This is a genomic window from Superficieibacter electus (assembly GCF_002915575.1).
Taxonomy (GTDB): domain Bacteria; phylum Pseudomonadota; class Gammaproteobacteria; order Enterobacterales; family Enterobacteriaceae; genus Superficieibacter; species Superficieibacter electus.
Genome location: NZ_PQGD01000002.1, coordinates 121,194 through 141,890, shown reverse-complemented (window position 1 = coordinate 141,890; position 20,697 = coordinate 121,194). Strand labels below are relative to the sequence as shown.

The following is a 20,697-nucleotide window of genomic DNA, read 5'->3' as shown; positions in this document are numbered from 1 at the left end:
CTGAGCGCGGGTTTTTACTTCACTTCTACGATATTCAGACGCATCTCGTCCCGCAGGGCATCGTCATCTTCCGGTTGCCAGCCCAACGGCTGGAGTGGGATCTCTTCGCGGTCGAACGCCAAATCACCGCCGTTGACCACCTCTGACTGATGATTGATACCTTTGAAGTCGAACAGGTTGATATCACTTAAATGCGAAGGCACCACGTTCTGCATGGCACTGAACATGGTTTCAATCCGGCCTGGATAACGCTTATCCCAGTCACGCAACATGTCGCCAATGATCTGACGCTGGAGATTAGGCTGTGAGCCGCACAGATTACACGGAATGATGGGGAATGCTTTCGCCTCTGAAAAGCGCACAATATCTTTCTCACGGCAGTAGGCCAGCGGGCGGATGACAATATGTTTGCCGTCATCGCTCATCAGCTTTGGCGGCATTCCTTTCATTTTTCCGCCGTAAAACATATTGAGGAATAAGGTTTGCAGAATATCATCGCGGTGATGGCCCAACGCAATTTTGGTCGCCCCCAGCTCCGTTGCGGTACGGTATAAAATGCCGCGACGCAGACGCGAGCAAAGCGAGCATGTGGTTTTACCTTCAGGGATTTTTTCTTTTACGATCCCGTAGGTATTTTCTTCTACGATTTTATATTCAACCCCTAACTTCTCCAGATACTCAGGCAAAATATGTTCAGGAAAGCCCGGCTGTTTCTGGTCGAGATTCACCGCCACCAGCGAGAAATTGACCGGTGCACTTTGCTGCAGGTTGCGTAAGATCTCAAGCATGGTATAGCTGTCTTTACCGCCTGAAAGGCAGACCATGATCCGATCGCCTTCTTCAATCATATTAAAGTCAGCAATCGCTTCGCCTACATTGCGGCGCAGGCGCTTCTGAAGCTTGTTGATATTGTACTGTTCTTTCTTACTTACGTCTGGATTCTGACTCATTGACTCGCTACTCAACTATTGAAGGCGCAACCGGCCAGTAGCACGGTTATCTATGGCGTGTATGGTACGGATTACGGCGGCGAATGCCAGCGCGTTTTGCGCCTGAGCCTGGAGTTAACACTTATGCCTGCAACTCGGGACGTAAAAAGAGACGTTTTCCTGCTAACCGCGCAGGGGAATACTGCGGGGTTGTATACGAGGGGGGAGCAGGCATTCCTGATATCCCTGGCGAAAATAGTGCAGATAGGCATCAGAACCAAACTCGGTAAAAAATTCTATCATGATGTTTTTATCGAGATGATACTGGCGAGTTAACAGGCCAGCCTGCCAGGCCGCCAGCTCTTTTTCACCACACTGCTCGCGTAACTGATGACAATACCCCAACACATAGCCACGTTTGTAATCATCATTAAACCCGGTGAAATCGGCCACCTTCCGTGGATGCTGGCCGTTAAGGCCATCAACAATCCCCGTTCCGAAATGATTGGTCATTAGACACCTCAATGCTCGTTATATAATTTATTATATAACGACTGGGCGAAATGTCTCTACCCAAAAATAAGTAAGCAGTGTAAAACGACCCGCCAGCAGGCAGCGGGTCGGGAGAGTACTAGCGGACCACCAGCACTGAGCATTTTGCATGACGTACAACCGCAGCCGCATTCGAACCCAGTAACCATGTCGACATATCCGGGCGATGTGAGGCAAGAATAATTAAATCCGCAGAAAGCGTCGTCGCCAGCTCAAGAATCTTATCTTTTGGCGAACCTTCAGCTATGTGCGTCTGTTTTCGGTCATCCGGTATCTGAAACTGCGCTGCAATCTCTTTTAGTTTGCTGATGGCTTCCCGCTGTAAATCATCCATTGAAGGAAGCTGGCCGGATTGCGCCAGACCCAGCGAAGCATAATAAGGAAATGAAGGTACCACGGTTAAAAAGTGGACCCGGGCATCATCAATATGAGCCTGTGATTCAACGTGAGATACCACACGCTGGGTTAAATCACTCTCAGATACATCAATGGGGACAAGAATTGTTCTGGTCATAACAATCTCCTCGTTAAGTACCCGCTTAAAGTTTAGTCAAATAACTTACAGGCGATACGCTTAGCGAGGGTAAAGTTATGTCTTTGCTAGCGTCCGTTGCGTTTTTTTTCCGGATATTTGCCTTTAATCACACCATCGTAAAAACGGCCTTTCGAAACAACGATAAGGAAGTCACGAAAAATACGCGCAGGGACATTCTGATATTGAATAATATCGGCATTACGGAAAACAATTTCCAGCGTGGATGAGGTTTCATCCCAGGCGACGGAAGCAATTCTGGATGATTTTACGGGATGATGTTCCATGACGCGCATCCTCTACGGCTAATCACTAATAAAGGATATCATCTATCAAGGCAGGGCGATTGCGCAACTGATAACTTATTCTAATGAAAATACTGTGTTCGGCAGTGAAGTAGCCCGCAGTGACTGCGGGCTATAAAGATTAGAACTGGTAAACCATACCCAGCGCGACGACGTCATCGGTATTGATGTCGTTGCTCGAATAGAAGCTGTCGTCGTTATCCAGCAGGTTGATTTTGTAATCAACATAGGTGGAGAAGTTTTTGTTGAAGTAGTAAGTTGCACCTACATCAGCATATTTGACCAGATCTTTGCTGGTGTCGGCATTGCCATTCAGGTCACGGCCTTTAGACATCAGGAAAGAAACGGCCGGACGCAGACCGAAGTCGAACTGATACTGAGCGGTTGCTTCGAAGTTCTGGGTTTCGTTTGCCACGCCTTCACTACCGTAAGGGGTCATGTTGCGGGTTTCTGAATACATGCTTGCCAGGTAAATGTTGTTGGCGTCATATTTCAGACCCACGGTCCATGCATCGGCTTCATCACCACCGGCCACTTTGCCGCCAGCGTTAACTTGATCGTTGGTACGATCGGAGGTGGTGTAGGCTGCGCCGAAGCTTGCTCCCATGCCTAAATCATAGGTAGTAGAAATACCAAAACCGTCGCCGTTTTGATAGCGGATATCGTCACCAGAGGCGCGGTTGTTAGTACCTTCTTCATCACTGCTATTGGATTCGTTGTTACCCTGGTACTGAAGCGCAACGTTCAGGCCATCGACCATGCCGAAGAAATCGGTATTACGGTAGGTTGCGACACCATTGGCACGACCGGTCATGAAGTTATCTGCCTGGGTGTAAGAATCGCCACCAAACTCTGGCAGCATATCGGTCCAGCCTTCAACATCGTACAGCACACCGTAGTTACGGCCATAATCGAAGGAACCATACTCACCGAATTTCAGACCGGCAAAGCCCAGACGGGTCCATGCGTTGGAGCCATCACTTTCGGTGGTGTTTGCCTGAACGTTATATTCCCACTGGCCGTAACCGGTCAGCTGGTCATTAATTTGCGTTTCACCTTTGAAACCAAAGCGCACATAAGTCTGATCGCCATCGGCATTATGGTTATCAGAGAAATAATGCAGGCCGTCTACTTTACCGTAAACGTCGATTTTGTTGCCATCTTTATTATAAAGTTCTGCGGCATTAGCTGCGCCTGCAACTAATAATGCCGGGATCATCAGGGCCAGTACTTTTCTTTTCATTAAAATAATCCTTTAGTTGTTTTTTTGCACTTACTTCCTGTGAAGGAAGCAAATACATGCTAAAGGAGACTATTCTTATATGGTAAATAACATTTGTTACGTGATGAGTAAAATCTTAAGTACTTATATCGCAGGTAACAGTGATAATTTTGGTGAATGGTTTATCTTGAATCATATAAAATAAAAATTATACAGCGCGCCGACTCTCTCGTATTATTACGTCGTTATATGCCTTTATTGTCACTGTTTTATTGACCAGTTAGCCTGTCCGTCAGGCAAACGGTATTTATGACAAGCCCGAATGTGAGTTCGGGCTTTTTTTTACGCGGCAACGAGACTATTCGCTGGCTGTTTTCTCTGCTTTACCTGCCAGTTGAGCCAGAAAGTCGTAGCGCTTTTGTAAATCCGCCGCCGCATCTTTCCAGAGTTGCTCCGCCACTTCAGGCTGCTGAGCATTGAGACGACGGAACCGCTGCTCATTGAGAAGCGTTTCAGCCAGCGCATCTGACGGCGGGCGTGAGTCCAGCGCGAGCGGTATCTTACCTTCTTCTGCACGACGCGGGTCAAAGCGGAAAAGCGGCCAGAAGCCAGTAGTGGTGAGCTGTCGCATTTGATCATGGCTAAGCGCCAGATCGTAACCGTGCTCCTCACAGGGGCTGTAAGCAATAATCAGCGAGGGTCCCGGATAGGCTTCGGCTTCCTGAATCGCTTTCACGGTCTGATTGAGCTGCGCACCAAGAGAGATTTGCGCCACGTAAACATGACCATACATCATCATGCTGACGCCAAGATCTTTACGTGCTTTGCGTTTTCCATGCTCACCAAATTTAGTCACTGCTCCCAGCGGGGTGGCCTTGGAGGCCTGGCCGCCGGTATTGGAGTAGCATTGCGTATCGAGAACCAGAATATTGACGTTTTCTGTCAGACTCATCACATGATCAAGCCCGCCAAAGCCAATATCGTAAGCCCAGCCATCACCGCCAATCAGCCAGATTGATTTCTCGACCAGCGCATCGGCATCGGTAAGTAATTGCTGCGCACCATCAGCGCCTGCCAGATGCTGACGCAAAGCGGCCACTTGTTCACGACGTACCTCGGGTGTGGCATCCTCATGCAGTGCGGCATAAAGATCCGCGGGGAGTTGATCGGCAAAAGTGTCCAGCAGACGCATCACTCGCTGGCGATGTTGATCGACTGACAGCCTGAAGCCCAGACCAAACTCGGCGTTATCTTCAAACAGAGAGTTCGCCCATGCCGGGCCGCGGCCATTGGCATCGGTGGTGTAGGGCGTTGAGGGTAAATTGCCGCCGTAAATGGATGAGCAGCCGGTCGCATTGGCAATCATCATGCGATCGCCATAAAGCTGAGTTAGCAGCTTGATGTACGGTGTTTCCCCACAGCCGGAACAGGCACCGGAGTATTCGAACAGCGGCGTAATTAACTGCGATGTGCGAATATCGATACGTTCCAGTTGGCTGCGGTCAATCTCCGGCAGGTTAAGGAAGTAGTCATAGTTTACTTTTTCCTCTTCCACATGCTCAAGGCGTGACATCATGTTAATCGCCTTGATCTCCGGGTTCTGGCGATCTTTCGCCGGACAGACCTCTACACACAAATTACAACCTGTGCAGTCTTCCGGTGCCACCTGAAGAACATATTTCTGGCCGCGCATATCGCGGGATTTTACATCCAGCGATTGCAGGGCATCTGGTGCCTGTTCCATCGCCTCGGGAGAAACCACTTTCGCGCGAATGGCCGAATGCGGGCAGGCGGCGACGCAGTGGTTGCATTGCGTACAAATTTCTGGCTTCCAGATAGGGATTTCTTCAGCAATGTTACGTTTTTCCCAGCGGGTCGTCCCGACCGGCCAGGTACCGTCTGGCGGCAGGGCGGAAACCGGGAGCGCGTCGCCAAGGCCCGCCAGCATTGCGGCGGTAACGGTTTTTACAAAATCCGGAGCAGCATCCGATACGACCGGTGGACGTTTTGCACTCTGAACATCGACCTCCTGTAGTGGCACCGCAAAAAGCGACTCGCGCGACATCGCTAGCGCCTGCCAGTTACGCTCTACCAGCTCCTGACCTTTACTGCTATAGCTTTTAGCAATGGCACCCTGTAGCGCGGTCAACGCCGTATCGCCGGGCAGAATATTGGTCAAATGGAAGAACGCCATCTGCATGACGGTGTTAATTCGTGCACCGAGCCCACACTCACGGGCGATCCTGGCTGCATTCACCACCCACAGGCGGGCCTGTTTCTGCTTCAATACCGCCTGGACTTCCTGCGGCAGACGTGACCAGACTTCATCCGGTGCGTAAGGGGTGTTGAGCAGGAAAATACCACCGGGTTTTAAGCGCTCCGCCATCTGATATTTGTCAATAAACTGGAGCTGGTGACAGCCGACAAAATCGGCATGCGAAATCAAATAGGCCGAGCGGATCGGGTGCTCGCTGACGCGCAGATGGGAAACGGTCAAGCCGCCCGCTTTTTTAGAATCGTAGACAAAATAGCCCTGGGAATACCACGGCGTTGCGTTACCAATAATCTTAATATTGTTTTTGGTGGCGGAAACACTACCGTCACTGCCTAACCCATAAAACAGCGCTTCCAGTTTGGCTTCTGCGGGCAGCGTGTTTTCCGGCAGCGGTAAAGACAGATTAGTCACATCATCATAAATGCCGACGGTGAAGCGTGATTTAGGTTTGTCCGCATTCAATTCATTAAATACGGCCAGCACGCAATCCGGGCCAAATTCTTTGGAAGACAAACCGTAGCGACCGCCAATCACTCGCGGTAAACGTTCGCGCTCACCCCGGTTAAAGGCTTCGGCCAGCGCAGTCATCACATCCAGATAGAGTGGTTCAGCCTGCGCGCCCGGCTCTTTGGTCCGATCGAGGACGGCAATCGTGCGCGCACTTTCCGGCAGGGCGCTCAGCAGATGGGTTGCGGAGAAAGGGCGATAGAGACGCACTTTCAGCACGCCGACTTTTTCGCCGCGCGTCAGTAATTCATCGACCACTTCTTCACAGGTTCCAATCGCCGAGCCCATCAGTACGATGACACGTTCTGCCTGCGGATGACCGTAGTATTCAAACGGCTGATACTGGCGTCCGGTGGCACTGGCAAAATCATTCATTGCCTCTTCGACGCGATCGTATACTGCGTCGTACCAGGGGTTGGTGGCCTCACGCGATTGAAAATAAGTATCCGGATTGGCAGAGGTACCGCGGATCACCGGATGCTCAGGATTCAGCGCCCGTGCACGGTGGGCATCAATTTCAGCCTGAGGGAGCAGGTTGCGAATGGTGTCATCTGCCAGCGGAACAATTTTATTGATTTCATGTGAGGTACGAAAACCATCGAAGAAATGAATAAATGGCACGCGGGATTTCAGCGTGGCGATATGGGAGATTAGCGCAAAGTCCTGCGCTTCCTGAACGTTCGCCGCGCAGAGCATCGCGCAGCCGGTCTGACGTACCGACATCACATCCGAGTGATCGCCAAAAATTGACAGCGCATGGGTTGCCACGGTGCGCGCGGCGACGTGCAGTACGAACGGCGTGAGTTGACCTGCAAGTTTATACAGCGTCGGGATCATCAACAGTAATCCCTGTGATGACGTGAACGAGGTAGACAGCGCGCCGGTTTGCAGCGCGCCGTGCACAGCCGCTATCGCTCCCGCTTCAGACTGCATTTCCACCACGCGCGGTACATCACCCCACACGTTTTTTACGCCATTTCCCGCCCAGGCATCAGCCTGTTCAGCCATCGTGGAACTGGGTGTAATGGGATAAATGGCGATAACTTCACTCGTACGGAACGCAACCGAGGCGGCCGCGCCATTACCGTCAATCGTGATCATATGACCTCATACATTGCTCAAAAAAGGGCATAGAAAAACCCTGAAAGAATCTCCCTATTTTAGCAAAGGTTACGGCGCTTCATTTTTGCTTTTGTGTCCTTAGCCTTGTGCGCATTAATGACGGGCGCAGTTTTAATGAAGAAAAATTGCCAGAAAATGTTTCATCGGCCGTAAATGCGGGTTTCATCTCTCGACGAACCGGATTCGTCTGCTTATTATGCTCTGGCGACGTCTGCGATAAGCGCCGGGCGACGATTTGTTTTGGCCTAACAAAAGGGGAGAAAAGATGCGAGCAGCTTTTTTAATCGGATTTGCCGCGGTGGTATTAACAGCGTGCAGCAGCAATGAACCTGTCCAGCAGGCAACGGCGGCACACGTTGCACCAGGAATGAAAGCGGCACTGTCCAGTTCGGGCCAGGCAAATTGCGCTATGATTGGGGGCTCTCTTTCCGTGGCGCGTCAGCTTGACGGCTCAAGCACCGGCATGTGTGCTCTGCCAAATGGCAAACGCTGCACTGAACAGTCGCTTGCCAGTGGTACGTGTGGAAGTTATTAACTCGCCTGATTAACGCGTTTAAAGGTTAACGTTTGATTGGCTGTGGCCAGCGTCAGTTGATCGCCGGTCAGATCGACTTGTGCCCCGGCGCTAAGCATTGCACTTATCGTATGATCGAGGGTATTCAACTGGGGATCGCTGCACATCATTCGCGTCATCGCCATATCTTTTACCTTCAGCTCGCCGGCAGACATTTTACCGGAGCCAGTAAAGCGATTGCACATTGAGCCTGATACCTGAACATGCTCCAGCGCAGTGGTTTTATCGCCAAAGGCCAGTTCAAGCGGTTTGTCACTGGCTTTAACAGGCTCTCCGTTTGCCGTTTCCAGCACAAAGCGCTGTTGTTGTAATTTCTCCGCCGTGACGGAAGTGTCTTTGTCTGTCACGCACCCGGCCAGTAATAAGGCGCAAAGTAGCGCAATACCTTTCTTCATGGATCTATACCTGTTCATTCATATGACTAATACGAGTTATTGTAGGGAAATTACGCGCGAGGTCTTCGGGGTTATTCTGAAAACAAGACAAATGACAAACCAGATTTTGCTGGCATGAGCACCGTTTTGCCGGGGAGCGTTTTCGCTTCGCCCGGCCTGTAAATCCACCCTGAGGCATTAGTCATGGACCTGTGCGAGCGAATTGCCTTCAGGCACTCATCCACAGGCTGACGTTTGTCCGCCGTCTGCTTGCTCCCCGCAGGCGAGGAGCATTACGGTTACACCAGCGCGTTAGGGCAGACATCATTGTTCTCAAGCTGACGAAGATTTTCCAGCGTGGTTTCAGAAATACTGATCAGAGCCTCGGCGGTAAGGAATGCCTGATGGCCAGTAAACAGGACGTTATGGCAGGCAGAAAGGCGGCGGAAGACGTCATCCTGAATGACATCATTTGATTTGTCCTCAAAAAACAGATCGCGCTCGTTTTCATAAACGTCCATTCCCAGTGCGCCAATTTTTTGAGTTTTTAGCGCATCAATTGCCGCCTGGGAGTCAATTAGGCCACCACGACTGGTATTAATGATCATCACGCCGTTTTTCATCCTGTCGAAGGCACTATGATTGAGCAGATGATAGTTTTCAGGCGTCATGGGACAATGAAGCGAAATCACATCGGACTGTGAGAGCAGAGTGTCAAGATCAACGTACTCTGCGCCAATATCCAGCACCGCAGCGTTAGGATAAGGATCTACCGCCAACAACCGCATGCCAAAACCTTTCAGAATACGCAGTGTTGCCAGACCAATTTTTCCGGTGCCTATAACCCCCGCCGTTTTACCATGCATAGTAAAACCGGTCAGCCCTTCAAGCGAGAAGTTAGCATCACGCGTGCGCTGATAAGCGCGATGAATACGACGGTTTAACGTCATCATCATGCCAACCGCATGTTCCGCGACCGCTTCCGGTGAATAGGCGGGCACGCGAACGACGCGCAGGCCCAGCGCTTTCGCGGCATCAAGATCAACGTTATTGAAACCCGCACAGCGCAGCGCGATAAATTTTACCCCGTGTGCTTTAAGCTCTTCGAGGACCGGGCGGCTGGCATCGTCATTAACAAAAATGCATACCCCCTCGCAACCATTAGCCGTTTTTGCCGTCTTTTCGGTAAGCAAAAAGTCAAAAAATTCCAGTTCGAAGCCATAAGCGTCGTTAACCTGTTGCAGGTATTTTTTATCGTACTGTTTGGTACTGTAAACGGCGAGTTTCATAAGACTTTCTCCGATGATTTTCTGCGATCAGATTAACATTTCTAAAATAATCTGACAATTTATAAAAAATAATTGAATGGGCGGGGTTATCCCTCAATTTTAGTCTTTTTCGCAGAATAATCACCGTCGAAGGTGAGGGCAGCAGGTGATAACGTTACAGTTTTCCTGGGGTTGAATTGGCGGCAATCCAGGTAGGGATTTCTTCAGGTGGCATGGGCATGGCAAAGTAATAACCCTGAGCTTCATCACAGCCAAACGATTTCAGCAGCAGTGCGGTTTCCCTGTCTTCGACACCTTCGGCCAGCACCGTGTAATTCAGTTCTTTAAGCATCACCACCACATTGCGGGCAATAATACGACTTCCGGGGTCGGACGTGATCTGGCTTATCAATGAACGATCAAGTTTGATGATATCGACAGGTATTCGCCGCAGGTAGTTGATATTGCTATTCCCGGCACCAAAGTCATCCAGCAGAATAATGAATCCGACAGATTTTAATATATCCAGTTCACTAAGCGCGGCCGGGCTCTCCAGCATTTTTTCCGTCTCAAGGCACTCAATGCGAATGTCTGCTGGAGTGAGTCCGGCGGCAATAATTTGCCGGGTCAACTTCAGCGAAAAACCCGTGCTGGAAAAATCGCTAACGGTAATGTTAATCGATACCGGAACACTCACGCCGCCTGCCTGCCACACTTTTATCTGGGACAACGTTCGGCGGATAACCCATTGCGTGATTTCAGACATCAGGCTGGTCCGTTCCGCCAGCGCAACGATTATTGCCGGAGACACATTACCGAGTGTTGGATGCTGCCACCGTAACAGGGCTTCCACCCCGATCACTGAACCGTCCCGCAATGAAATTTTCGGCTGAAAAGCCAGATAAAGCTGCCCCTGGGTTTTTAGGGCTTCACCAAGATCATAAAGAAGTCTGAACTCATCGTTTCTTTTCTCATCCATCAATGGATCAAATGCTCTTACCGGCACATTCTGGCGGATAGCCTCATGCAAAGCGCTTACCGTTTTACGCAGCACATCCTGGGGTTGTACCGTCGCAGGATCAAAGGTGAGATAGCCGACGTGCATACTCAGCGATATTTCAATATCGCCGGTAATTTTGGCAAGCGTCGCCGGAAAAACGACGGCTTTCTGAATGAGCTCGTCGGCCATTTCTTCCTGCATCAACAACGCATAACGGGCAGTAGCAAATGCATAAAGCGTGATCGACGGGTCGAGCTCAAGGCGAATACGTAGCAGCGGGGCGAAATTGCGGAGCATGTTTTCAACGGCCGCAATCCCCAGATAGCGGGATAATTCGTAAGCCCGGTTAATATCAATGCAGTCAAAAATAATAAGCGTGTAATTACCTGCATTTCCTAATAACGCTAAGCTATTTATTTCTTCGAGCAAACTTTGCCGGTTAGGTAAGGCCGTCAGAGCGTCCATGCGACCAACGGAATACCACGACTCAAGATAGGCGCTGGCAAGGGCGGCTAATTGTAAAAACTGGTCGATCTGATGGGGGGACGGTGTGACGGGGTGGGTATCACAAACACACAGGGTGCCAAGTACAAAGTTATCTTTGGTTTTTAGCGGTGCGGCAGCGTAGAACACAATTGCCCCTTCAATAACCAGCGGATGACGGGCAAAGCGTGGATCGAGACGCGCATCCGGGCAAATCACCGGCTGGCAGGTCCCGACCGAATATTTACACATCGTCTCGTCGACAGGCAATGTGTCAGGAACAGAAGAGAGGTTGAACGCATACTTTATGTATTGATACTTATCGTCAAAGATAGTCACAAAACAGCCGGAAACGTCAATAAGTTGCCTTGCCAGTTGTGCAAAGCCACCAAGTGCTTCATCGCGCAGTGCGTTTTCCTTGCGAAGCAATTCAAATGCAGCAAGCTTTTTGGTTTCGTTTTCATTTAACCCTGAGAACATGCATTGCTCCTGCGGGAAGGATCAACCGTCTTTTGCCGTCATACATCCTCTTTATTAACAAAATAATGACATAAAAAACACATAATGACAGTAGTGGTTGCCTTTATTTACATGATTAACAGCCATTGTCCATAAATAGCCTGCCAGGCGAGACGGGGAAAGCCGCTTATACTTACTCCTATTAAAGATGCAAGCTCGCGATCGTGGGTTCATCTCAGTGGCGTTACCTGTCACAATGAGCGGCTCCCGGACCAGTAATCGCGAATAACCAGGATATGAATTGCCCATGAAGGGTAGGTATAAAGCCGCACTTGCGCTCCTTTTACTCATAATACTTCTGCCGCTCGCGCTCTTGATGACGCTTGGCTGGTGGGTTCCTAAGCTTGCGGGCATCTGGCTGCCAGAAGGCACACGAATTGCACTGGAACGCGCACCTGAGTTATCTCTGCGCGCACTGCGTATTCCTGATATGCGTTATATTGTGGCCGATTGTGAACTGGCACATGTGAAGCAGGGTGAATTAACGCATCCCAGTCGCTGGCGTCTTACTATCGCTGAGTTGACGATCAATTCAGCGTGCTTAAGTAAACTGCCTCAAACAGAGCCCTCTGTCGTCGCCCCTCGCACCCTGGCGCAATGGCAATCCATGCTTCCCTATAGCTGGGTGAATATTGATCACCTGATCCTGTCCCCCTGGCAACAATGGCAGGGATCGCTCGCACTTGATCTCAGTGCGCAAAAACAGGCCATTCGTTATCAGGGCAAGGCTCTCTCTCTGGCGGCGCAATTGCGTGGTCAGGCACTGGTTGTTGATGAGTTTGCGCTGCGCGTACAGGCCGATCAGCCGCCAATAACTCTGAGTGGACAGTTCGTCATGCCGCTGGTGCCGGATGGTTTACCCGTTGAAGGTCATACGCGTGCCACCTTGCAGGTGCCAGCGATCCCGTCTCCGGTGGATATCGACCTGGAATGGCGCGACGGGCAGGGGCAACTTCTGGCGCTGGCGCGAGAATCAGGTGACGCCCTTGTCGATCTTCCCTGGCAACTGACAGCACAACAACTCACTATCAGTGATGGTCGCTGGAACTGGCCCTGGCAGGCGTTTCCGCTCAGCGGGCGTCTGGGTGTGAACGTGAAAAACTGGCAGCAGGGGCTTGATAAGGCCGTCATCAGCGGTCGGATGAATGTGATCACTACCGGTAACGCTGGCAAGGGCAATGCGGTACTTAATTTTGGGCCGGGTAAGCTTAGTCCTGAAAGTAGTGATATGCCAATGCAACTCACTGGCGAGGCAAAACATGACGATTTGATTTTTTATGCCGTTTTGCCTGCGCACCTTAGCGGAAGGCTTGATGATCCGCAGCTGGCATTGATGCCGGGCGCGCTATTACGTTCGCGCGGTCGGGTCATCGACTCCCTCAATCTTGATGAAATCCGTTGGCCGCTGGCAGGCGTGAAGGTGTCTCAACGGGGTATTGACGGGCGTTTACAGGCGATCCTGCGTGCGCATGAATCACAAATGGGTGATTTCATTCTCCACCTTGATGGCAAGGCACAGGATTTTTTGCCGGATAACGGCCTCTGGCAGTGGCGCTACTGGGGTGACGGCAGTTTTACTCCAATGCAGGCGCGCTGGGATGTGGCCGGCACCGGTGAGTGGCGGGATGAGCGCATCATCCTGAAAACCCTCTCGACGGGATTTAACCAGTTACGCTATGGTGCCATGCAGATGAATACCCCGCGCCTTGTGCTGGATAAACCCGTCATCTGGCAACGGGATCGGCTGCATCCGCGCTTTACAGGTGCGCTGACGCTAAATGCGGGGCAGACCACGTTTAGTGGTGGTAGCGTCCTGCCGCCTTCTTTACTCAATTTCAGCGTAGAAGGCAGCGACCCTACATTGTTCCAGTTTAAAGGCGATCTTCACGCGCAGGCCATCGGCCCGGTGCGGGTCAACGGACGCTGGGACGGCGAACGTCTGCGCGGGCAGGCATGGTGGCCTGAACAGTCGCTCACCGTCTTTCAGCCGCTGCTACCGCCGGACTGGAAAATCGATCTGCGCGACGGCACGCTTTACGCCCAGGTTGCCTTCTCTGCCGCCGCCGGGCAAGGGTTTACCGCTGGCGGACACGGTGTGGTTAATGCGGGAAGCGCATGGCTACCGGACAACAAAATTAACGGCGTCGATTTTGTTCTGCCGTTCCGTTATGGCGAGGGTAGCTGGCAGTTGGGGACCCACGGGCCGGTTTCATTACGCATCGCCGAAATCGAAAACCAGTTTACCGCCAAGAATGTTACTGCCCATTTGCAGGGACGCTGGCCGTGGAGCGAAGATGATCCGCTGTTGTTCAGCGATGTCAGCGTCGATATTCTGGGTGGCAAAATTACCCTGCTACAGTTGCGTATGCCCCAGCACGATGCGGCGCTATTGCGGGTGCAGAATATTTCCGCCGGCGAACTAATTAGCGCCATTAATCCGAAACAATTCACAATGTCCGGTCCGGTCAGTGGCGCGCTCCCTCTGTGGCTGAATAATGAAAAATGGCTTATTAAAGACGGCTGGTTAACCAACCCCGGTCCGCTTACCCTGCGCATCGATAAAGATACCGCGGATGCTATTGTCAACGATAATATGGCGGCTGGCGCGGCAATTAACTGGCTGCGCTATATCGAAATATCCCGTTCGTGGACCACAATTAACGTAGATAACCTGGGATTGCTGACGTTACAGGCAACGATTAGCGGCCTTAGCCGGGTTGAGGGAAAAAGCAATGCTATCAACCTGAACTATCATCATCAGGAGAATGTCTTCACACTGTGGCGTAGTCTGCGCTTTGGCGATAACTTACAGTCATGGCTTGAAAAAAATGCGACGCTCCCGGATAAGCAAGGAAAGTGAGGAATAATAATGAAAACTGCGATCGCGTTATTACCTGTTCTGGCCGTCGCGCTGTTTACCGGCTGTACGCCACGTATTGAAGTCGCCGCGCCGGATACGCCGATTACCATTAATATGAATGTTAAAATTGAACATGAAATTCATATTAAGGTAGATAAAGACGTTGAAACGCTGCTGAAATCACGCAGCGATTTGTTCTGAGGCGACGATGAAAAAACAGCTTATTCTGTTGTTTCTGGCACTGAGTATGTTCGGTCAAAATGCCAGCGCCCTTTCCCTGAATGATGCCCGCGCGCAGGGGCGGGTGGGAGAAACCCTGAGCGGCTACATCGCACCGCTACGCGAGGATGCCGAAACACAGGCACTGGTGAAGCATATAAACCAGGCGCGGAGTGAAAGTTATCAACGGCTGGCGGATGCTAATAATCTTCCGATGGATGAAGTAGCAAAAATGGCCGGGCAAAAATTGGTTGAGCGCGCCCGGCCCGGAGAGTATGTTCAGGGCATCAACGGGAAGTGGTTACAAAAATAATTCAGCTTTAATAAGTGATTAGCCACAGTCAGGGAGTCGGCCATGATAACGCTTTACGATATTAAACCCCGCTTTCAGGCATTATTACGTCCGCTATTGCGCCGCCTGCATAAAGCGGGCATCAGTGCCAATCAAATCACGCTTTTGGCGCTGGTGATGTCTGTGATTACTGGCATCGTTCTGGCGATTGTGCGCGATCCTTACTGGTTTATGTTATTACCCGTAGTGCTGTTTATCCGTATGGCACTTAATGCTCTCGACGGAATGATGGCGCGTGAATATCACCAGCAAACGCGGCTGGGCGCTATTCTCAATGAAACTGGCGATGTACTCTCCGATATCGCGCTTTATTTACCGTTTATGTTTCTGCCGCAAAGCAGCGTACCGCTGATAATGGCGATGCTTTTTTGCACCATCATGACCGAGTTCTGCGGCATCCTTGCACAAACTATTCATTCAGTACGCAGTTATGCCGGGCCATTTGGCAAAAGCGATCGCGCGCTGGTATTTGGCGGCTGGGGGCTTTTTATTGCGCTATGGCCACAGCTTAATACCTGGAATAACGTAGTATGGGGTGCGGCATTGCTTTTGCTGATCTGGACGGCCATTAACCGTTGCCGTTCGGTATTACGGGAGCCGTCCTGATGTCATTACTGTTTATCGCCCTGGCGGTGATTTTCTCACTGCTGATTTTCGCCTCACTGATTAATGGGCTACTGGTGTGTTGCCGCCCGCAAAAGGACTGGCGGGAGCTGACTTTGCGTATCCGCACCTGGTGGATCATTATTTTATTTTTTTCACTGGCGATGATAAGCCCCCGCTGGCTGGCGTTGACGCTCTTTGCACTGGTGAGCTTTCTCGCCCTGAAAGAATTTTTGACCCTGATCCCTTCCCGCCGCTCAGACCGGATGCCGCTGCTGTGGATGTTTCTTGCCATCCCGATCAGCTACTGGTTCATCGGCTGCAACTGGTATGGCATGTTTATTATTTTCATTCCGGTCTATGCGTTTCTTTTTCTGCCTGCCCGCATGGTGCTGACCGGCAACACCGACGGCTTCCTGCGGGCCGCATCTCAGCACCATTGGGCGCTCATGACCACCATTTTTGCGTTTGGTCACGTGAGCTATCTGCTGGTTCTGCCTGATGATGGCGGGCAAACCGGCGCGCTGCTGGTGCTGTTTTTGGTGGGTTTAACCGAATTTAATGACATAGCCCAATATCTATGGGGGAAATCGCTGGGAAGAATAAAGGTTACGCCGCGCGTCAGCCCCAATAAAACCCTCGCCGGGCTGGTCGGTGGCGTTGCCAGTACCGCCCTGGTTGCCATGATTCTCGGCCCGCTAATAACGCCGATGAGCTGGAGCATGGCGCTGGCCGCCGGGTTTTTCATCGGCGTGACCGGTTTTTGTGGCGATGTCGTTATGTCGGCTGTAAAACGTGATATTGGCGTAAAAGACAGCGGCACGCTGCTGCCCGGACACGGCGGCATTCTCGACCGGCTGGATTCCCTGATTTTTACCGCGCCGGTATTTTTCCACTTCATCCGTTATTTTTATTATTGAACTTATGGGTAAAAAAGCGCTGCGCCTGTTATTTACCATGATCATTGTCTGGCCGGTTATCTGGCTGTGGCTTGGCCTGCGGGTTAAGCATCGCCATCATATTCCCGCGGCCGGACCGGCCATCGTGGTGGCGAATCATAATAGTCATATGGATGTCTTTGCCTTGCTCTCACTCTTTTCCTTACGCTCTCAGCAGCAGGTGCACCCGGTGGCCGCTGCGGATTATTTTTTGCGTAATCGCTGGCTGGCATGGTTCACCCTCAATATCCTCAATATTATTCCAGTGACGCGTAAGGGCGCTGAAGCCGATCCGCTGGCAGGCTGTGAGCAGGCGCTGAGGCAAAATAAAATCCTGATCCTCTTCCCGGAAGGTTCGCGTGGCGAGCCGGGCACGCTGTCACCGCTGAAATCCGGTATCTGGCATCTGCTTGAGCGCGTACCGGAAACTACCGTGATCCCGGTATGGCTTGCGGGTACGGAAAAAGTCATGGCGAAGGGGAACCGCATTCCGCTGCCGCTCTTTATTGATGTCATTGTCGGGGAAGCGCTCGCGCCACACCCGGACAAACGTATTTTTATGGATAATCTTTTGCAGACCTTACTGCGCCTGCAACCTCATTCACAGGGGACTGAAGCGAATGACCATCCACCGCACGCCTGAGGAACACACTTTTCAGACCAGCGATAACCAGACGCTGTTTTATCGCCATTGGCCGGCGCAAAGCGAGACGCCGGTGCGTAAAGTCATCGTTATGTTTCATCGGGGGCATGAACATTCTGGTCGTCTGCAACATATCGTTGATGAGCTGATGATGCCGGATACCGCGTTCTATGCCTGGGACGCGCGGGGCCACGGGCACACTGAGGGCGCGCGCGGCTATAGCCCGTCTTTGGCACGCTCGGTGCAGGATGTTGACGAATTTGTCCGCTTTGCCGCTGAGGATAGCCAGCTTACCTTAGCTGACGTCGTAGTGGTGGCGCAAAGCGTAGGGGCGGTACTGGCTGCGACCTGGGTGCATGATTATGCGCCGCAACTGCGCGGCTTAATCCTTGCTTCACCGGCCTTTAAGGTCAAACTATATGTACCTTTTGCCCGTCCGGGGCTGGGCCTGATGCAGCGTTTTCGCGGGTTGTTCTACGTTAATTCTTACGTTAAAGGCAAATATCTGACCCACGATGCCCAGCGGGTAGAAAGCTTCAATCACGATCCGCTCATTACACGCGCGATCGCCGTAAATATTTTACTTGAACTGTACAAGACCTCGGAACGGATTGTCAGCGACGCTGCCGCTATCGTTGTCCCGGTGCAGATGCTGGTTTCCGGTGCGGATTTTGTCGTCCACCGCCAGCCGCAGATCGATTTTTATCAGCGTCTGCGCAGCCCGCAGAAAGAACTGCATATATTGCCGGGGTTTTATCACGACACGCTGGGCGAACAGGACCGGCACCTGGCGTTTGATAAAATGCGTGATTTTATCGACCGTCTCTACGCAGCTCCGCTGGCGCAATTTGACTATAGTGACGAAGACCGTCACAGCCCCGGCGCGGATGCCTGGCGCATTCTCAGTGGCGGACCGGAACCCTGGTCGGTTGACGATCTGGCGTACCGGGGCCTACGTTACGGCATGAAAGCCCTGGGCACCCAGTCCAGTGGGGTGAAACTCGGATTCGAAACCGGTTTTGACTCCGGCAGTACTCTGGATTATGTCTATCGTAACCAGCCGCAGGGCAGTAGCGCTTTGGGCCGGATGATTGATAAAAACTATCTTAATAGCGTGGGCTGGCAGGGTATTCGCCAGCGTAAAATCCATCTGGATACGCTCATTAAACGGGCGGTAGAGCGGCTGGTTGAAGAGGGCAAACCCGTATGCATCGTGGATGTCGCGGCGGGTCACGGGCGTTACGTGCTGGATGCGCTTCAGGGCAATCCGGCAGTCAGCAGCATTTTACTGCGCGATTACAGCGAGCTGAACGTGGCAAAAGGGCAGGAGATGATCGCCCAACGTGGTATGACGGAGGTGGCGCGATTTGAACGTGGCGATGCCTTTAACCGCGACGAACTGGCAGCGCTTGAACCGGCTCCGACGCTTGGCATTGTTTCCGGCTTGTATGAACTGTTCCCGGACAACGCACCGGTACGCGCATCACTTGCCGGATTAGCGGCGGCTATTCCTCCCGGAGGCGTATTAATTTATACCGGTCAGCCCTGGCATCCGCAGTTGAAGACCATCGCCTGGTCGCTGACCAGCCACAAAGACGGCAAGCCCTGGGTGATGCGCGTTCGTACTCAGGGTGAGATGGATGCGCTTGTGCGCGAAGCCGGATTTGATAAATGCGCTCAGTTAATCGATCAATGGGGCATTTTTACCGTTTCCATGGCGGTACGTCGCGCATGATAAGAATGGAGCGGCGTATAGTGCTTCAGGGGATAGGCTGGATAATCTTGCTCGGACCGTTTTTCTTTTTGACGTACGGGCAAGTTAATCTTTATACCGCCAGCCGCAACGATGTGGAGAGCATCGTGTTTGGCTGGGAGAGGCATATCCCTTTTATCCCGCTGAGCATTATTCCCTACTGGAGTCTGGATCTGCTCTACGGGCTGTCGCTCCTGTGTTGCCGAACGTTGAGTGAGCAACGGCGGCTGGCATGCAGGCTGCTGCTGGCATCGGCACTGGCCTGCCTGGGCTTTTTGCTATATCCGCTGCGTTTTACTTTCACCCGGCCACACGTAGAAGGCGCAGCCGGCTGGCTATTCAGCCAGCTTGAGCAGTTCGATTTACCGTTTAATCAGTCGCCGTCATTGCATATTATTCTGTGCTGGGTAATTTGGTGGCATTTTCATCAGCGTCTTACTGGCGTCTGGCAAAAAGTGTCTGACGGCTGGTTTTTACTGATTGCCGTGTCGGTTGTGACCACCTGGCAACATCATGTCATTGACGTGATTACCGGACTGGCTGTCGGAATGCTGATTAGCTGGCTGATACCTGATCGGGGAAACTGGCGTTTGCGCCGCCCTGACAGCGGACGTAAAAAACTGGCCCTGCGCTATTTTGCCGGTGCGATGTTGTGTCTGACCACGCCCTGCCTGAGCTGGGGAGCAATATCGTTGCTTATGGTAACGCTGGCCTATATGGCATTTGGCGCACCGGCAATGCAGAAAGATGCAAAGGGACGTATAGCTCCCGCCGCATACTGGCTGTTACTTCCCTGGCGTGTGGGAACACATCTTTCGGCCCTGTGGTTTACCCGCAACGTGCCCACCGTCGCGCCCGTGACGGACGGCATTTTTCTTGGCAGTTATCCGCGTCAGCCGACAACCCAGCAGGCTGTACTCGATCTGACCTGCGAATTTCCCCGCGCAGCGTCGACTGCGCACCAGTTTTATTACTGTGTACCAATGCTCGATCTGGTGGTACCTGAGGACGTGCAATTGACGCTGGCGGTTGACCAACTTGCACGATTGCGCGCTGAACATGGTACGGTGCTGGTTCACTGTGCGCTGGGGCTTTCGCGCAGCGCGCTGGTGGTTGCGGCCTGGATGTTGCGTACAGGTCAGGCCCGGACCGCAGAAGAGGCGGTGGCGGCGATCCGCGCCTGTCGCCCGCAGATTGTCATCAAACCCGGTCAACTGGAGGTGCTACAGCAATGGCAGAAAACGGCGATAATCTGACGACCAGAACGCTGCTGACGCATTCTCTGGCGAGCTGGAAATTTTTTATGCCCCTGGGGGCGCTGCCGTTACTGTGGGCAATGATAAAATTGCCTGCCGGAGGGTTGCAAATTCTGTTCATTCTCAACGCGGCTTATATTGCTTTTGGCTGCTGGCGACTCTGGCTGGATGAAGGGTATTTCCGCGTTATCGGCCAGGATAACCTCGCAGAGTGCGGAAAAATGCTGGCCTTTGTCTGGCAGCGTGAACGACTGAGCACCTTAACGTTAACTGAGCGAGAACAGGGTGCGCGGCGGCAACTGCATCTCACATTGAAGGCAACGATGCTTGCGTGGATGTTATGGTTGCTTGCGTTGGTCATCACTATTTAGCCTGACGGCGGCACGCAAAATCCGCCTTCAGCAGGAAAGA

19 protein-coding genes are annotated in these 20,697 nt (G+C 52.0%); 10 read left to right on the top strand and 9 right to left on the bottom strand.

Annotation, left to right across the window (positions count from 1 at the left end):
* Positions 1-14: 14 nt before the first annotated feature.
* From ttcA to nifJ, 6 genes are all read right to left on the bottom strand, one after another.
* Entirely contained in the window at positions 15-950 is a 936-nt protein-coding gene (gene ttcA / locus CHU32_RS02725; RefSeq protein ID WP_103676473.1) for a tRNA 2-thiocytidine(32) synthetase TtcA, read from the bottom strand.
* Between the two features lie 162 nt (positions 951-1,112).
* Positions 1,113-1,442, bottom strand: a complete 330-nt coding sequence (locus CHU32_RS02720) for a DUF2623 family protein (protein WP_103676472.1) — start codon at positions 1,440-1,442, stop codon at positions 1,113-1,115.
* Between the two features lie 118 nt (positions 1,443-1,560).
* Positions 1,561-1,995 (bottom strand): universal stress protein UspF, encoded by a 435-nt coding sequence (uspF, locus tag CHU32_RS02715; RefSeq protein WP_103676471.1) that lies wholly within the window; start codon positions 1,993-1,995, stop codon positions 1,561-1,563.
* A gap of 86 nt (positions 1,996-2,081) precedes the next feature.
* Entirely contained in the window at positions 2,082-2,300 is a 219-nt protein-coding gene (locus CHU32_RS02710) for a KTSC domain-containing protein (RefSeq protein ID WP_103676470.1), read from the bottom strand.
* A 139-nt stretch (positions 2,301-2,439) separates the two neighbouring features.
* On the bottom strand, positions 2,440-3,561 hold the full coding sequence (gene ompC, locus CHU32_RS02705) for a porin OmpC (protein ID WP_103676469.1): 1,122 nt from the start codon (positions 3,559-3,561) through the stop codon (positions 2,440-2,442).
* Between the two features lie 337 nt (positions 3,562-3,898).
* Positions 3,899-7,423: a pyruvate:ferredoxin (flavodoxin) oxidoreductase gene (gene nifJ / locus CHU32_RS02700; protein ID WP_103676468.1), complete on the bottom strand. Its 3,525-nt coding sequence runs from the start codon at positions 7,421-7,423 to the stop codon at positions 3,899-3,901.
* A 286-nt stretch (positions 7,424-7,709) separates the two neighbouring features.
* On the opposite strand from nifJ, the gene CHU32_RS02695 reads away from it, so the two are divergent.
* The gene (locus CHU32_RS02695; RefSeq protein ID WP_103676467.1) at positions 7,710-7,979 is read left to right on the top strand and encodes a putative hemolysin; all 270 of its coding nucleotides are present in this window, start codon (positions 7,710-7,712) and stop codon (positions 7,977-7,979) included.
* Here the strand turns inward: CHU32_RS02695 and hslJ are convergent.
* The 3 genes from hslJ to CHU32_RS02680 form a co-directional block, all read right to left on the bottom strand.
* The gene (hslJ, locus tag CHU32_RS02690; protein ID WP_103676466.1) at positions 7,976-8,413 is read right to left on the bottom strand and encodes a heat shock protein HslJ; all 438 of its coding nucleotides are present in this window, start codon (positions 8,411-8,413) and stop codon (positions 7,976-7,978) included. The two genes, CHU32_RS02695 and hslJ, sit on opposite strands and share 4 nt — an antisense overlap.
* A gap of 278 nt (positions 8,414-8,691) precedes the next feature.
* Positions 8,692-9,681, bottom strand: a complete 990-nt coding sequence (locus tag CHU32_RS02685) for a 2-hydroxyacid dehydrogenase (protein WP_103676465.1) — start codon at positions 9,679-9,681, stop codon at positions 8,692-8,694.
* A 154-nt stretch (positions 9,682-9,835) separates the two neighbouring features.
* A complete protein-coding gene (locus CHU32_RS02680) occupies positions 9,836-11,623 on the bottom strand; it encodes an EAL domain-containing protein (RefSeq protein ID WP_103676464.1) in 1,788 nt (595 codons plus the stop codon).
* A 286-nt stretch (positions 11,624-11,909) separates the two neighbouring features.
* Between CHU32_RS02680 and CHU32_RS02675 the strand changes: the two genes are divergently transcribed.
* The 9 genes from CHU32_RS02675 to CHU32_RS02635 are packed head-to-tail and all read left to right on the top strand — an operon-like array spanning position 11,910 to position 20,657.
* On the top strand, positions 11,910-14,522 hold the full coding sequence (locus CHU32_RS02675) for a YdbH family protein (RefSeq protein ID WP_103676463.1): 2,613 nt from the start codon (positions 11,910-11,912) through the stop codon (positions 14,520-14,522).
* A gap of 9 nt (positions 14,523-14,531) precedes the next feature.
* Entirely contained in the window at positions 14,532-14,723 is a 192-nt protein-coding gene (locus tag CHU32_RS02670) for a YnbE family lipoprotein (protein WP_103676462.1), read from the top strand.
* Between the two features lie 7 nt (positions 14,724-14,730).
* On the top strand, positions 14,731-15,054 hold the full coding sequence (locus tag CHU32_RS02665; RefSeq protein ID WP_103676461.1) for a YdbL family probable chaperone protein: 324 nt from the start codon (positions 14,731-14,733) through the stop codon (positions 15,052-15,054).
* Between the two features lie 45 nt (positions 15,055-15,099).
* Entirely contained in the window at positions 15,100-15,699 is a 600-nt protein-coding gene (locus CHU32_RS02660; RefSeq protein WP_103676578.1) for a CDP-alcohol phosphatidyltransferase family protein, read from the top strand.
* Positions 15,699-16,616 carry a phosphatidate cytidylyltransferase gene (locus CHU32_RS02655; protein ID WP_103676460.1) on the top strand — a complete coding sequence of 306 codons (918 nt, stop codon included), beginning with the start codon at positions 15,699-15,701 and terminating at the stop codon, positions 16,614-16,616. Before CHU32_RS02660 ends, CHU32_RS02655 begins: the two co-directional genes overlap by 1 nt.
* A 4-nt stretch (positions 16,617-16,620) precedes the next feature.
* Positions 16,621-17,277, top strand: coding sequence for a lysophospholipid acyltransferase family protein (locus CHU32_RS02650; RefSeq protein ID WP_103676459.1), 657 nt, complete (start codon positions 16,621-16,623; stop codon positions 17,275-17,277).
* Complete coding sequence (locus CHU32_RS02645) at positions 17,255-19,012, top strand: bifunctional alpha/beta hydrolase/class I SAM-dependent methyltransferase (protein ID WP_103676458.1); 1,758 nt, start codon at positions 17,255-17,257, stop codon at positions 19,010-19,012. The genes CHU32_RS02650 and CHU32_RS02645 overlap by 23 nt, the downstream gene beginning before the upstream one ends.
* The gene (locus CHU32_RS02640; RefSeq protein ID WP_103676457.1) at positions 19,009-20,286 is read left to right on the top strand and encodes a phosphatase PAP2/dual specificity phosphatase family protein; all 1,278 of its coding nucleotides are present in this window, start codon (positions 19,009-19,011) and stop codon (positions 20,284-20,286) included. Before CHU32_RS02645 ends, CHU32_RS02640 begins: the two co-directional genes overlap by 4 nt.
* Positions 20,262-20,657, top strand: coding sequence for a hypothetical protein (locus CHU32_RS02635; RefSeq protein ID WP_103750777.1), 396 nt, complete (start codon positions 20,262-20,264; stop codon positions 20,655-20,657). Before CHU32_RS02640 ends, CHU32_RS02635 begins: the two co-directional genes overlap by 25 nt.
* Positions 20,658-20,697: the final 40 nt, after the last annotated feature.